We start from the raw sequence: 13,834 nt of genomic DNA, 5'->3' as shown, positions 1-13,834 counted from the left end.
GCCGCTTTTCGCCATTCAATCCGCCCGCCATCAATGCCATAATGTCACCGATAACACAGGAGAATGAAGATGAAGTTTGTCGGTGCACATGTCAGCGCGTCAGGCGGCGTGGATCAGGCGGTTATCCGCGCGCACGAATTGGAGGCGACCGCGTTCGCCCTGTTCACCAAAAATCAGCGTCAATGGAAGGCCGCCCCGCTGGCCGCCGACGTGATCGATAAGTTCAAGAGCGCCTGCGCCCAGTACGGTTACGGGCCGGGGCAAATCCTGCCGCACGACAGCTACCTGATCAATCTGGGGCACCCGGTAGCCGACGCGTTGGAAAAATCGCGCGAGGCGTTTATCGACGAGCTGCAGCGCTGCGAACAGCTGGGGCTGACGCTGCTGAATTTCCACCCCGGCAGCCACCTGCTACAAATCGACGAAGATAAATGCCTGGCGCGCATCGCCGAATCGATCAACATCGCGCTGGATAAAACCGCCGGCGTGACGGCCGTGATCGAGAACACCGCCGGCCAGGGCAGCAACCTGGGCTTCAAATTCGAGCACCTGGCGGCGATCATCGACGGCGTCGAAGACAAAAGCCGCGTCGGCGTTTGCATCGACACCTGCCACGCCTTCGCCGCCGGGTACGATCTGCGCACCGAAGAAGAGTGCGAGCGCACCTTCAAGCAGTTGGGCGACATCGTCGGTTTCAACTACCTGCGCGGCATGCACCTGAACGACGCCAAGAGCGAGTTCAACAGCCGCGTCGACCGCCATCACAGCCTGGGGGAAGGCAACATCGGCAAAACGGTGTTCAGCTACATCATGCGCGATCCGCGTTTCGACAACATCCCGCTGATTCTGGAAACGGTAAACCCGGATATCTGGGCCGAAGAGATCGCCTGGCTGAAGGCGCAGCAGTAACCCTCCCCTGGCCGCTCGCTTAAGCGCGAGCGGTTTCCCCCACCGCGTGCTCCGCCGCCAGCATGGCGCCGAACTGACGCAGCGTTTCTTCATCCAGGCCCGCAGCCCTGAACACCGCGGTGGTAAAACTGACCGGCGCCGATCCCGGTGACGTAATGACGCGGTCATCCACAACGGCGACGGCGCTCGCAACGTAATGGCGCTGCCCGCTGTAGCCCGCAACGTTGCGCGTCAAGAACTCGGCATCGTTGGAGGTATGCGCCCTGCCGTTCAACAGGCCGGCCCGCGCCAACGCCAACGTCCCGCCGCAAATGCCCGCCAGGGTCGCGCCGCGTTGATGCTGCTCGTTGAGCAACGCGCGGATATCCGGCGCCCGTTCGGTTTCCCACAGGGTGCCGCCGACCACCACCAGCACCTCGGGGCGCCAGTCCGCCAATTCGGCCACGCCGTGAGCAACGTCCACCGTCAACCCGCCCTGTGAACGAAGCGTTCCGGCCTGCGGCGCAAAAAACGCCACATCCAGCCCATAAAACGGGCCGCCAACGCCGGCAATCAGCGCGTATTCCCAATCGGCGAAACCGGATGTCAGTACGATCGCCACTTTTTTAGCCACTGATGAATCTCCTTGAATCATTCCTTGTTCGCAGGAATAAGGTCGCGCTATCAGCTTAGAAAGCCTTGTGGTTTCTGACCAGGGGTAAATCGTGCTAACTGCCTAAGACACAAATAAAAACGCGCAGCTCTGGGCTGCGCGTTTTGCGGTATCGGCGAGGCTTACGCCGCGGCGGCGACCGGCGTTTCAGCACGTTTCAGCAGGGCATAAGCCACCCCGGCCAACAGCGTGCCGGCGGCGATCGCCACCAGGTACAGCAACACCGGCGAAATCGCGCCCGGGATCAGCAGCACGAACAAGCCGCCGTGCGGCGCCATCAGCTTGGCGCCGAAGGCCATCGACAGCGCGCCGGTCAGCGCCCCGCCGGCGATGCAGCACGGCAACACGCGCATCGGATCGCGGGCGGCGAACGGAATCGCCCCTTCGGTGATGAAGCACAGCCCCAGCACCAACGCCGCCTTGCCGCCTTCCTGTTCGGATTTCGGGAACTTGCGGCGCGCCAGCAGCGTCGCCAGGCCCATCGCCAGCGGTGGCACCATGCCCGCCGCCATGATGGCCGCCATCGGCGCATACACCGAGGAGCTGAGCAGCGCCACACCGAACGCGTAGGCCGCTTTGTTCACCGGGCCCCCCATGTCGGTGCACATCATGCCGCCCAGGATCGCCCCCAGCAGCACGGCGTTGGCGGTGCCCAGAGACTGCAGCCAATGGGTCAGGCCTTCCATGATTTTCGCCACCGGCGTGCCGACCACGTAAATCATGATGAGGCCGGTGATCAGGCTGGCCACCAGCGGAATGATCAAGATGGGCTTCAGCGCTTCCATACTTTGCGGCAGGCGCAGCTTGCTGCTGATCGCCCTGGCGACATAACCCGCCAGGAAACCGGCGATGATGCCGCCAAGGAACCCGGCGCCGGTGCTCACCGCCAGCATGCCGCCGATCAGGCCCGGCGTCAGGCCCGGACGATCCGCGATGGAGAAAGCGATGAAACCGGCCAACACCGGCACCATCAGCGCGAAGGCGGAGCCGCCGCCGATCTGCATCAGCGCCGCCGCCAGGGTGCCCTTGACCTCAAACGCCTTGATGCCGAACACGAACGACAGCGCGATGCACAAACCGCCCGCCACCACCATCGGCAGCATGTAGGACACGCCGGTCAGCAGGTGACGATACGGGCCGTTGCCCTCTTTCTTCTTCGCCGTCGGCGCCGCGCCGCTGCGCTGCTGCGGCTGGAACACTTCGGCTTCGGCCAGCGCCTTGTCCAGTTCCTGCGCGGTTTTCTTCAGCGCCAGACCGGTGGAAGTTCGATACATCGGCTTACCGGCAAACTTGTCCAGATCCACTTCGATGTCCGCCGCGACGATCACCAGATCCGCCGCCGCTACTTCTTCCGGGGTGATGGCGTTGCCGGCGCCGACGGAGCCGCGCGTTTCCACCTTCACCCACCAGCCGCGTTTCTTGGCTTCACTTTCAATGGCTTCGGCCGCCATAAAGGTGTGCGCCACGCCGGTTGGGCAAGCGGTGATCGCCACGATGCGTTTTTGTCCATCGGCTTTCACCGCCGCCGCTGCCTGCGGCGCCTGATAGGTTTCAGCTTCGGCCTGGGCGCGCGCCAGAAACGCGTCCGGTTCACGCACCGCCTGTTCTACCTCGCCCACATAGATCAATTTGCCGTTCAGCGCGGCGTCAGCAGGAGCAGCCTGCCCCGCCACCGCCACCAGTTCGGCGTCCTGCAGCGACTCGACCAGCGTCAGGCCGGCTTTGGCCGCGGCGGCCTCCAGCATGCGTTTCGCCAGGTGGCCACGGGCCTGTCCCTGCGAACTGTCTACCATCAGCAGCGTTTTCATTCTGCCTCCTGCTATTGATTGAAAGGTTTCAGATCGACGCGCGCCATCATCGCGGCCAACTGGGGACGATCGGTCACGCCGACGTTGCTCTGGCTGACCGCCAGCGCCGCTACCGCCGTGGCCAGACGCAGGGTGTGTTCGCTGGATTCGCGCATCAGCAGGCCATAAATCAGGCCGCCGACCATCGAATCGCCGGCGCCCACGGTGCTGACCACCTCACAGGACGGCGGTTTGGCGATCCAGGCGCCGGATGCGTTAACCCACAGCGCGCCTTCCGCGCCGAGGGAGATGACCACGTGGGCGATGCCCTGTTCGCGCAGCGCATGCGCGGCCTCGACCACGTCCGCCAGCGTCGGCAGCGGGCGACCGGCCCAGATTTCCAGCTCGCGGCGGTTCGGTTTGACCAGCCACGGCGAGGCCTTCAGCCCGGCGACCAGCGCTTCGCGGCTGCTGTCGAAAATGATGCACGGGCACTTGGCGCGCAGTTGGGTCATCCAGTCGGTAAACGCGTCGGGATCGACGCCGGCCGGCAGGCTGCCGCTCACCGCCACCATGTCAAACTGGCCCAGCCAGCTCAGCGAGTCGCTGACGAAGCGATCCCAGTCCTGCGGCGTCACTTCGAAGCCGGAGAAGTTGAAATCGGTCACTTCGCCGTCTTTTTCCGTCAGCTTGACATTGATGCGGGTGCGCCCCGGCACCACCTGAAAGCGGTTGGCGATCCCCAGATCGCTGAACAGCAGCTGGAAACCGTCCTGATTATCTTTGCCCAGGAAGCCGCCGACGGTGACGTCGATGCCTAAATCTTTCAACACCTTGGCGACGTTGATGCCCTTACCGGCGGCGTGCAGGCCGGCGGTTTTTACCCGGTTGACTTCCCCGCGTTCAATCTGCGGGCAGAAACCCACCAGATCGTACGCCGGGTTCAGGGTGATTGTTGCTACTCTTCTGCTCATGCTGCGCCCTCGCCCAGTCCTTCATTAATCGCTTCGCCAATCGCCTTCAGCGCGGCTTCAGCATCTTCTCCATTGGCGGTAAAGCGCAGGTGATGCCCTTTCTTCACGCCCAACGCCACCACCTTCATCAGGCTGCGCCCGTTGGCCGGCTTGCCGCTGCCGTCCAGGTTGGTGACGGTGATGTCACTGTTGAAACTTTTGATCACGTTGACCAGCGCCGTGCCCGGCCGCGCGTGCAGACCGTGCTCGTTGCGGATCACGAACTCGGCGCTCAGCACGCTGCTCTCTTCCGCCACGTCGCTGGTCAGCAGCGCCAGCACGCCGGCGGCATCCGCCTTCAGCAAGCGTTCAGCTTTGTTGGCCAGCAGCAGATCGCTGAGGTAGTTGAGCACCGCCAGCGGCTGCGCGTCGGCGACCGACACCGTCAGCAGCAGCGCCACCGGCTCGCCGTCTTCCACGAAAGCCTGCGCCGGGCGGCTGACGGTGGCCGCGCTGGCCAGGTTGCCTTCAACGCTGTCGCTCAGCCAAATGCCCTGCCCCAGATTCAGCGGCTTGCGGGTGATGGCATCGCTGACGAACTGCGCGTTGACCGCCCCGATTTTTTGCAGACGGCCGGCGTTCAGCGCCTGCAGCGTCATCAGGCTGTCGGCGGCGACGTCGAGCGCAATCAGCGAAACGTCGAACTGGAATTCGGCGCTCTGCCGTTCGCCCATCAACAGGCTGCGCAGCTCTTCCGCGGAGGTGGTTTTCGCCAGCCGCTCCGCCACGCTGTCATCGCTCAGCACGTGGGTGAGCTGACGCAGCAGCGCCAAATGCTCGTCGGAACGGGCGGCGATGCCGATCGCCACATAGGCGGTCTGGCCCTCCCCCCACGCGATGCCCTGCGGGAACTGGAACACCTGCACGCCGGTTTTCAACACCAGATCGCGGGTATCGGTGGTGCCGTGCGGAATGGCGATGCCGTTGCCCAGGTAGGTGGACGTCTGCAGTTCGCGCTGCAGCATGCCGTCCACGTAACCGGCGCTGACGCAGCCGGCGTCGGTCAGCGCGGCGGCCACCTGACGGATGGCCTCCTGCTTATCGGCGGCAGCGGCGCCCAGATGAATGTCTTGCGGTGACAACTGGAACATGATTCTCCTCTCCTGCTGAATTGAATCGTTTCAGCTTCATTGAGAAAAAGGAGCGTTACCCGCTGCCCACAAGCGGTCGGATAACGCTGAAACGTTTCAAGGAGTGTGTAAGCAGCGCAAGATGAAAGCAAGTTTTCTCCCTTTCGCCATTGCAGATTTTTGAGCTTACGCACACTTTCATCGGCGCATTGGTCAGCGCCGGGGCAAAATGACATACTGTGCTGAAACTTTGCTGACGGAGAAAAGCATGAATGTAGTGACGGGCGTCGGGGTGATCATCGTGAACCCGCAAGGCGAGATTTTGCTGGGCAAACGCTGCGGCTCCCACGCGCCCTTTTGGTCGATCCCCGGCGGGCATCTGGATGCCGGCGAAACCTTCGAGCAGTGCGCCCAGCGCGAAATCGCCGAAGAAACCGGGTTGCTCATCGCTCCGCCGCGCTTCGTTGGCGTCAGCAACAATCTGCAAACCTGGCGCGCCGAAGGCAAACACACGGTGTCCATCTGCCTGCAGGTGGATCACCCCGGTGGCAACGCCGAGCTGAAAGAACCCGAAAAATGCGCCGAGTGGCGCTGGTGCGCGCCGGACGCCCTGCCGGAACCGCATTTCGAAGCCAGCCTCACCGCCATCCGCCTGTGGTTGAGCGGCCAGGCCTATCTGCCCACGGCCTGACCCATCGCGAGCGCGTGCTGCGCTCGCTTTCCCTGCTGCACCGCCCCACCGCTATATAATTTAGAATATAACGCTATTTTTTGCGATATACGCCATTTTTTTGACTATGGATAACCCTATGGGGTTAACCCTCTTCTATTATTACCCCTGCAATCGACGTGGCATTCTGACCTTCGGTCGGTGGCCTTTTGGCAAGATTTTATTTTAAATTCATAATTATAAGCGGGTTTACCATGAGCAAAAAACTGACTGGCTTTGAAAAAAAGCGCCGGTGGGGATGGCTATGGCTTTTGCTGCTGGGGATTATCCTCGGCGCGGCGCTGTTGGCCGGGACCGCCACCGTATTCCATAAAACCAGCGATACCGCCTTCTGCGTTTCCTGCCACACCATGCAACAACCGCTGGCCGAATATCAGGGCAGCGTCCACTTCCAGAACACCAAAGGCATCCGCGCCGAGTGCGCCGACTGCCACGTCCCCCATCAGCCGATCGATTACCTGTGGACCAAAATCCGCGCGGTGAAAGACATTTACGGCGAAATGGTCGGTACCATCGACACACCGGAAAAATACGAAGCGCACAAGCTGGCGATGGCGCAATCGGTCTGGAAGACGCTGAAAGAGAACGACTCGGCCACCTGCCGCTCCTGCCACAGCTACGACGCCATGGACATCACCGCCCAGCGCCCTGAGGCGCGCCTGCAGCACCCGGTAGCGATCAAACAGGGCGAGACCTGCATCGACTGCCATAAGGGCGTGGCCCACATCCTGCCGGACATGAGCGGCGAAACCCAGGCCGGCGCCGCCGAGCTGGCGAAGGCCGCGGCGTTGACCGCCCCGGACGCCACCACCCTCTACACCATCGCCACCGAGCCGTTCTTCCTCAGCGCGGACGACAGCCATAACGCCGGCAACCTGATGCCATCCACCGAAGTGCAGGTGGTGAAGCAGGAGGGCGACAAGGTGCTGGCCACCGTGAGCGGCTGGCAGCAGGACGGGGTCAGCGAAGTGTTCTACGCCGCGCAGGGTAAACGCATCCTCAGCGTGCTGCTGGGTGAAGACGCGCGCAAACAGCTGAAGACCGCATCCACCCAGACCGATGCGGAAACCGGTCTGGTCTGGCATCAGGTCTCTTTGCAAGTGTGGCTGCCGCGTAAACAGTTGATCGACGACCAGCAAAAAATCTGGCGTTACGCCGCGGACATGATGTCGGCCAACTGTACCGGCTGCCACGGGCTGACCGCGCTCGATCGCTTCAACGCCAACCAATGGATCGGCGTCATCAAAGGCATGGCGCCGCGCACCTCGCTGACGCAGGAACAGCTGCGCGTGCTGACACAATACGTACAAAAACACGCCAGCGACATGCCACCTGCCGCACCGGCCAAGCTTTAAGGGAGAAGCGCAATGAGCAACCAACAACCGTTAACAATGAGCCGCCGCCGCTTCCTGACCGGCGCCGCCGCGCTGGCCACCGCCCCGCTGCTGGCAGGCTTATGGCCCAAAGCGGCGCTGGCGCAGGCCATCAGCGAAGCGCTGCCGCAGTTCATCGTCTTGCGTCAGGCGCAAAAAGGCATCCTGACCGGCGCCCACTGGGGCGCGTTTGAGGCCATCGTGCAGGACGGCAAGATGGTCGGCGTGCAGCCGGTGCAGGACGATCCGTATCCCAATGAGCTGATCACCATGGCGCCTTATCAGGTGCACGCCGAGAACCGCATCAAATACCCGATGGTGCGTAAAAGCTGGCTGGAAGGCGGCCCCGGCAGCCGCACCGAGCTGCGCGGCCGTGACGAGTGGGTGCGCGTCAGCTGGGACAAAGCGACCGAGCTGGTGTGCAATGAGATCACTCGCCTGCAAAAAGATCACGGGCCGCAGTCGATCTACGCCGGTTCCTACGGCTGGAAAAGCGTCGGCATGCTGCACAACAGCCGCACGCTGCTACAACGCCTGATGAACCTGACCGGCGGTTTCCTCGGCTACGCCGGCGACTACTCCACCGGCGCGGCGCAGGTGATCATGTCGCACGTGGTCGGCTCGATGGAGGTCTACGAACAGCAGACCGCCTGGCCGAACGTGATCGAGAACAGCGAACTGGTGCTCCTGTGGGGCTGCAACCCGATGGTCACGCTGAAAAACAGCTGGAACGTGCCGGATCACGTCGGCCAGACCGGCTTCGAGGCGCTGAAGAAGAAAGGCACCCGGGTGATCAGCATCGATCCGGTGCACAGCGACAGCGCCAAGTTCGTCAATGCGCAGTGGATCGCCCCGCGCCCATACACCGACGGCGCCATGCTGATCGGCATCGCCCACACGCTGCTGACCGAGAAGCTGCATAACCCGGACTTCCTGAAAACCTACACCGTCGGCTTCGACAAGTTCCAGGCCTACCTGCTGGGCGAGAGCGACGGCGTGGCGAAAACCGCCGAATGGGCGGCCGACATCAGCGGCGTCGATGCCGACACGCTGCGCGGTCTGGCGCGCGAGATGGCGAAGCATCGCACCATGATCATGGGCGGCTGGGGCATTCAGCGCCAGCACCACGGCGAACAGCAGCACTGGCTGCTGGTGACGGTGGCGGCGATGCTCGGCCAGATCGGCCTGCCGGGCGGCGGCTTCGGCTTCAGCTACCACTATTCGTCCGGCGGCAGCCCGACCGCCAAGGGCGGCATCATCGCCGGCATCTCCGCCGGCAACGCGCCGAAGAACTCGCCGGCGCCGATCCCGGTAGCGCGCATCGCCGAATGCCTGAGCAATCCGGGCAAAACCATCGACTTCAACGGCGCCAAGGTCACCTACCCCGAGGTGAAAATGGTGTATGTGGCGGGCGGCAACACCTTCCACCAGCATCAGGACACCAATAACCTGGTCAAAGCCTGGCAGCGGCCGGACACCATCGTGGTCAACGAGCCTTACTGGACCGCCACCGCCAAGCATGCCGATATCGTCCTGCCGGCCACCACCAGCTACGAGCGCAACGATCTGGAAATGGGCGGCGACTATTCGCAGCTCTACGTGTTCCCGATGCATCAATGCGTGCCGCCGCAGCACGAGTCGCGCAGCGACTTCGACATCTTCTCGGCGATGGCGGCCAAGCTGGGCGTGCAGGAGGCCTTTACCGAGGGCAAGGATGAAACCCAGTGGCTGAAAGGCATGTACGACGACATGAAAAACCAGGCGCGCGCCGCGCGGGTGGCGCTGCCGCCGTTCGACATGTTCTGGCAATCCAATAACTACGTGCGTTTCCCGGTGCCGGAGGCCAATAAGCAGTGGGTGCGCTTCGCCGATTACCGCGACAACCCGCTGCTGAACCCGCTGGGCACGCCGTCGGGCAAGATCGAAATCTACTCCGACGCCATCGCCAAAATGCATTATGCGGATTGCCCCGGCATCCCGACCTGGATGCCGCCGCACGAGTGGTATCGCGGGCCGGAAGCGGCCAAGTATCCGCTGTCGCTCAATACCGCGCACCCGACCAACCGGCTGCACTCCCAGCTCGACAATACGCCGCTGCGCAAGAAATATGCGGTAGCGGATCGTGAAGCGATCCTGATCCACCCGCAGGACGCGCAGCCGCGCGGCATTACCGGCGGCGATCTGGTGCGGGCGTTTAACGATCGCGGCCAGATCCTGGTGGGGGCGGTGGTCAGCGAAGACGTGCGGCCTGGCGTGGTGCGCATCAGCGAAGGCGCCTGGTTCGATCCGGCCGATCCGGCGCAGCCCGGCTCGCTGTGCAAGAACGGCAACGTCAACTGCCTGACCTTCGACATCGGCTCCTCCAGCCTGGCGCAGGGCAACTGCGGGCAGATGGCGCAGCTGCAGATCGAGAAGTATCAGGGGCCGGCGCTGAAAAATACCGCGCACGCCGTGCCGCAAGGCGCCTGATCCCGCGATAAACAGAGGGCGCAACGCGCCCTCTGTTTTCCTCGTCGCCGCGCGACATAGCCGCTTACCCTGCGCCGAGGGATAGCGGTTTGCGTTTCTTTTCAACGGGCGTATGATGCGCGCGACCTCACTTTTTCGACGAATTCTCCATCGCCATGCCGACTTCATCCGCAGTAACGCGACGCACGCCCGATCTCACTTCGCTGGCCTTTTTGGCGGTGGCCTTCCTGACCGGCATCGCCGGCGCGTTGCAAACCCCGACGCTGAGCCTGTTTCTGGAAACCGAAGTCAAGGTGCGGCCGGCGCTGGTTGGCCTGTTCTTCACCGGCAGCGCGGTGATCGGCATTCTGGTCAGCCAGTTTCTCGCCGGCCGCTCGGATAAAAAAGGCGACCGCAAATCGCTGATCTTCCTCTGCTGTATGCTGGGTGCGCTGGGGTTCACGCTGTTCGCCTGGAGCCGCAATTACTCCCTGTTGCTGCTCGTCGGCGTGCTGCTCACCAGCTTCGGTTCCACCGCTAACCCGCAAATGTTCGCCCTGGCGCGCGAACACGCCGATCGCACCGGGCGCGAGGCGGTGATGTTCACCTCCATCATGCGCGCGCAGGTCTCGCTCGCCTGGGTGATAGGCCCGCCGATCGCCTTCGCGCTGGCGCTGGGTTTCGGCTTCAAAACCCTGTATCTGGCGGGCGCGGCGGCCTTTGTCCTGTGCGGCCTGCTGGTGTGGAAACGGCTGCCCTCCATGCCGAAAAGCGCCGTGGCGAGCGCGCCTCTGGCTGCACCACGCCAGCATCGCCGCGACGCGCTGCTGCTGTTTGGCGCCAGCACCCTGATGTGGACCGCCAACAGCATGTACCTGATCAACATGCCGCTGTATATGGTGCACGAACTGCGGCTGCCGGAGCGGCTGGTCGGCGTGCTGATGGGCACCGCCGCCGGGCTGGAGATCCCGATCATGCTGATCGCCGGCATGGTGGCGAAACGCTGCGGCAAACGGTGTTTGATGCTCGGCGCCGCCGTCGCCGGCGTACTGTTCTACTGCGGCCTGCTGTTTATCACCGGCAGTGGGCAACTCATCGCTCTGCAGCTGTTGAATGCGGCGTTTATCGGCGTGCTGGCGGGGATCGGCATGCTCTACTTCCAGGATTTGATGCCCGGCCAGGCCGGCGCGGCCACCACGCTGTTCACCAACACCATTCGAGTCGGCTGGGTTATCGCCGGCGCCATCGCCGGCGCGGTGGCGGAAATCTGGAACTACCATGCGGTGTTTTACGCCGCGCTGGCGATGGCCGCAGGCGCGACGCTGTGTCTGTGGCGGTTGAAAGACGCTTAAGGCGCGGTGTCCGCTTCCAGCCTGGCGAGATAAATCAGCGCCTGATCGCGGTGATCGTGGCACATGTCGCGGCTCGGCTGCAGGCTGCCGCACACCTTCGGCCGCAGCGGCGAATGAAACAGGCCGCATCGCAGCTGTTCATCCAAATGAATGCAGCGGGTATTGGCGGGCTTGCCGTTCGGCATGCCGGGGATCGGGCTGGATATTGACGGCGCGATACAGCAGGCGCCGCAGTCGCTGCGACAGTCCATCAGCGCTACTCCTGGTGGGCTGGGGAAAAGAAGCGCGACAATAGCAGCCGCGTGCGGCGGCGGCCAGCAGAATCCCTGCGCCTTGGCGATCTTTACACTCGTCCCGCAACCGTCTTGCCCCGCCGGATTCGCCGCCTGGCGAATAAATGCCCAAAAAGCCGCAATTTAAAGACAAAAACGCGTGAAGCGTGCAATTCCCACGCTTTACATGCGCCATGCCCCCATGTACCATTGAGCTAGTACAAAAGAACCTCTTCCATCAGGAGCACACATGTCTACGGACACCATCCAGAAGCTGGCCCGCCCTTCCGTTCTCGGCGGCGCGATGATCATTGCCGGTACCGCCGTAGGCGCCGGCATGTTTTCCATTCCGATCGTCACTTCCGGTGTCTGGTTCAGCGGCTCCGTCGCGCTGCTGGTGTATACCTGGGCCTGCATGTTGCTTTCCGGCCTGATGATCCTTGAAGCCACGCTGCACTACCCGAGCGGCGCCAGCTTCAACACCATGGTCAAGGATCTGCTGGGCAAAGGCTGGAACGCCGTGAACGGCCTGTCGGTGGCGTTCGTGCTGTACATCCTGACCTACGCCTATATCTCCGCGGGCGGTTCGATCATCGCGCACACGCTGGAGGGCATCGTCGGCGTCGGCCAGACCACCGCCGGCCTGGTGTTCGCGCTGGTCGTGGCGTTTATCGTCTGGCTCTCCACCCGCGCGGTCGACCGCCTGAGCACCATTCTGATCGGCGGCATGGTGATCACCTTCGTGATGTCGGTGGGCGACATGTTCACCCACGTGCAGCCTGCGGTGCTGTTCAATACCGGCGATGACCAGGCCAACTATCTGCCTTACGCCCTGGCGGCATTGCCTTACCTGCTGACCTCGTTCGGCTACCACGGCAACATTCCCGGGCTGGTGAAGTACTACCACAAGGACAGCGGCTCCGTGGTGCGCAGCCTGGTGTACGGCACCCTGTTGGCATTGGCTATCTACATCCTGTGGCAGTATGTGATTCAGGGTAATATCGCGCGCGACGCCTTTAAGCAGGTGATCGCCGAGGGCGGCAATATCGGCAGCCTGCTCAAGCAAATGGGCAACGTCTCCAGCAGCCAGACCGTCAGCCAACTGCTGAACGCCTTCTCCTATATGGCGCTGGCCAGCTCGTTCCTCGGCGTGTCGCTGGGCCTGTTCGACTACCTGGCGGACTTCTGCAAGTTCAAGGACGACGCCGTCGGGCGCAGCAAGACCGCGCTGGTGACCTTTGTGCCGCCGACCCTGGCCGCGCTGCTGTTCCCGAACGGTTTCCTGTACGCCATCGGCTTCGCCGGGCTGGCGGCCACCATCTGGGCGGTGATCGTGCCGGCGCTGATGGCGCGCGCCAGCCGCCGCCGTTATCCGCAGGCCGGTTATCGCGCACCGGGCGGCAACGGCGTGATCCTGTTCGTCATCCTGTTTGGACTGATCAACGCCGCCGCGCATATTCTGTCGCTGTTCGGCCTGCTGCCGGTCTTCCGGTAATCCCCGACGGGAGGGCTGCCGCCCTCCCTTTCCCGCACTGTTTTTGCGCCGGGCTATTGCCTGAAATCGGCGGCGCGAGTACCTTGTCGCAACTTCTCTAATACTCTTCATTGCGGATGAATTGAAATGGCAAGAGCTAACGAAATTAAACGCGGCATGGCGATCAGCTACAACGGCAAGCTGCTGCTGGTAAAAGATATCGACGTGCAGAGCCCGAGCGCCCGCGGCGCCAGCACCCTGTACAAAATGCGCTTCTCCGACGTGCGCACCGGCCTGAAAGTAGAAGAACGCTTCAAGGGCGACGATATCCTGGACACCATTTCCCTGTCGCGCCGCAAGGTGAACTTCTCCTATATCGACGGCGAAGAATACGTGTTTATGGATGACGAAGATTACACGCCGTACATCTTCAAGAAAGACCAGATCGAAGACGAACTGCTGTTCATTCCGGAAGGCGGCCTGCCGGGCATGCAGGTGCTGACGTTGGACGGCCAGGTGCTGGCGCTGGAGCTGCCGCAGACCGTGGATATGGAAATCGTCGAGACCGCGCCGGGCATCAAAGGCGCTTCCGCCAGCGCCCGCAACAAGCCGGCCACCATGGCCACCGGTCTGGTGATCCATGTGCCGGAATACCTCAGCGCCGGCGACAAGATCCGCATTCATATCGCCGAACGCCGCTACATGAGCCGCGCCGACTAGTCGCGCCAGCGGGGCCGATACTCGGCCCCGTTTC

The 13,834-nt window shown here is 62.9% G+C and carries 12 protein-coding genes; 7 read left to right on the top strand and 5 right to left on the bottom strand.

What is annotated here, in order from left to right; translation table 11 throughout:
- Positions 1-69 precede the first annotated feature (69 nt).
- Complete coding sequence (nfo, locus tag ACJ8J1_RS02985) at positions 70-909, top strand: deoxyribonuclease IV (RefSeq protein WP_033643802.1); 840 nt, start codon at positions 70-72, stop codon at positions 907-909.
- Between the two features lie 19 nt (positions 910-928).
- On the opposite strand, the gene ACJ8J1_RS02980 is transcribed toward nfo, so the two are convergent.
- The 4 genes from ACJ8J1_RS02980 to fruB all read right to left on the bottom strand — a co-directional run bounded on the left by ACJ8J1_RS02980 (position 929) and on the right by fruB (position 5,452).
- Positions 929-1,522 (bottom strand): DJ-1/PfpI family protein, encoded by a 594-nt coding sequence (locus ACJ8J1_RS02980; RefSeq protein ID WP_080273400.1) that lies wholly within the window; start codon positions 1,520-1,522, stop codon positions 929-931.
- Positions 1,523-1,683: 161 nt separating this feature from the next.
- The gene (gene fruA / locus ACJ8J1_RS02975) at positions 1,684-3,369 is read right to left on the bottom strand and encodes a PTS fructose transporter subunit IIBC (RefSeq protein ID WP_033643804.1); all 1,686 of its coding nucleotides are present in this window, start codon (positions 3,367-3,369) and stop codon (positions 1,684-1,686) included.
- 11 nt (positions 3,370-3,380) lie between these two features.
- A complete protein-coding gene (gene fruK / locus ACJ8J1_RS02970; protein WP_015378523.1) occupies positions 3,381-4,322 on the bottom strand; it encodes a 1-phosphofructokinase in 942 nt (313 codons plus the stop codon).
- Positions 4,319-5,452: a fused PTS fructose transporter subunit IIA/HPr protein gene (fruB, locus tag ACJ8J1_RS02965; protein WP_033643805.1), complete on the bottom strand. Its 1,134-nt coding sequence runs from the start codon at positions 5,450-5,452 to the stop codon at positions 4,319-4,321. Before fruB ends, fruK begins: the two co-directional genes overlap by 4 nt.
- Positions 5,453-5,699: 247 nt before the next feature.
- Between fruB and ACJ8J1_RS02960 the strand changes: the two genes are divergently transcribed.
- From ACJ8J1_RS02960 to ACJ8J1_RS02945, 4 genes are all read left to right on the top strand, one after another.
- Complete coding sequence (locus ACJ8J1_RS02960) at positions 5,700-6,122, top strand: nucleotide triphosphate diphosphatase NUDT15 (protein ID WP_033643806.1); 423 nt, start codon at positions 5,700-5,702, stop codon at positions 6,120-6,122.
- Between the two features lie 233 nt (positions 6,123-6,355).
- Complete coding sequence (locus tag ACJ8J1_RS02955) at positions 6,356-7,516, top strand: NapC/NirT family cytochrome c (RefSeq protein WP_033643807.1); 1,161 nt, start codon at positions 6,356-6,358, stop codon at positions 7,514-7,516.
- A gap of 12 nt (positions 7,517-7,528) precedes the next feature.
- Positions 7,529-10,003: a trimethylamine-N-oxide reductase TorA gene (gene torA, locus ACJ8J1_RS02950; protein ID WP_033643808.1), complete on the top strand. Its 2,475-nt coding sequence runs from the start codon at positions 7,529-7,531 to the stop codon at positions 10,001-10,003.
- A 155-nt stretch (positions 10,004-10,158) separates the two neighbouring features.
- On the top strand, positions 10,159-11,334 hold the full coding sequence (locus ACJ8J1_RS02945) for a sugar efflux transporter (RefSeq protein WP_033643809.1): 1,176 nt from the start codon (positions 10,159-10,161) through the stop codon (positions 11,332-11,334).
- Here ACJ8J1_RS02945 and ACJ8J1_RS02940 read toward each other — a convergent pair.
- Positions 11,331-11,585 carry a YkgJ family cysteine cluster protein gene (locus tag ACJ8J1_RS02940; RefSeq protein ID WP_019453627.1) on the bottom strand — a complete coding sequence of 85 codons (255 nt, stop codon included), beginning with the start codon at positions 11,583-11,585 and terminating at the stop codon, positions 11,331-11,333. The genes ACJ8J1_RS02945 and ACJ8J1_RS02940 overlap by 4 nt on opposite strands.
- 271 nt (positions 11,586-11,856) lie before the next feature.
- Here ACJ8J1_RS02940 and mtr point away from each other — a divergent pair, with 271 nt between their 5' ends.
- Positions 11,857-13,101: a tryptophan permease gene (gene mtr, locus ACJ8J1_RS02935; protein ID WP_033643810.1), complete on the top strand. Its 1,245-nt coding sequence runs from the start codon at positions 11,857-11,859 to the stop codon at positions 13,099-13,101.
- Between the two features lie 126 nt (positions 13,102-13,227).
- Positions 13,228-13,800 carry an elongation factor P-like protein YeiP gene (gene yeiP / locus ACJ8J1_RS02930; RefSeq protein WP_004935725.1) on the top strand — a complete coding sequence of 191 codons (573 nt, stop codon included), beginning with the start codon at positions 13,228-13,230 and terminating at the stop codon, positions 13,798-13,800.
- The last annotated feature ends 34 nt before the right edge of the window (positions 13,801-13,834 follow it).

The sequence above is a fragment of the Serratia sp. CY37869 genome (assembly GCF_052168895.1).
Lineage (GTDB): Bacteria > Pseudomonadota > Gammaproteobacteria > Enterobacterales > Enterobacteriaceae > Serratia > Serratia ureilytica.
The sequence above is the reverse complement of the archived record's forward strand: the minus strand, read 5'-3'. Positions and strand labels throughout refer to the sequence as shown.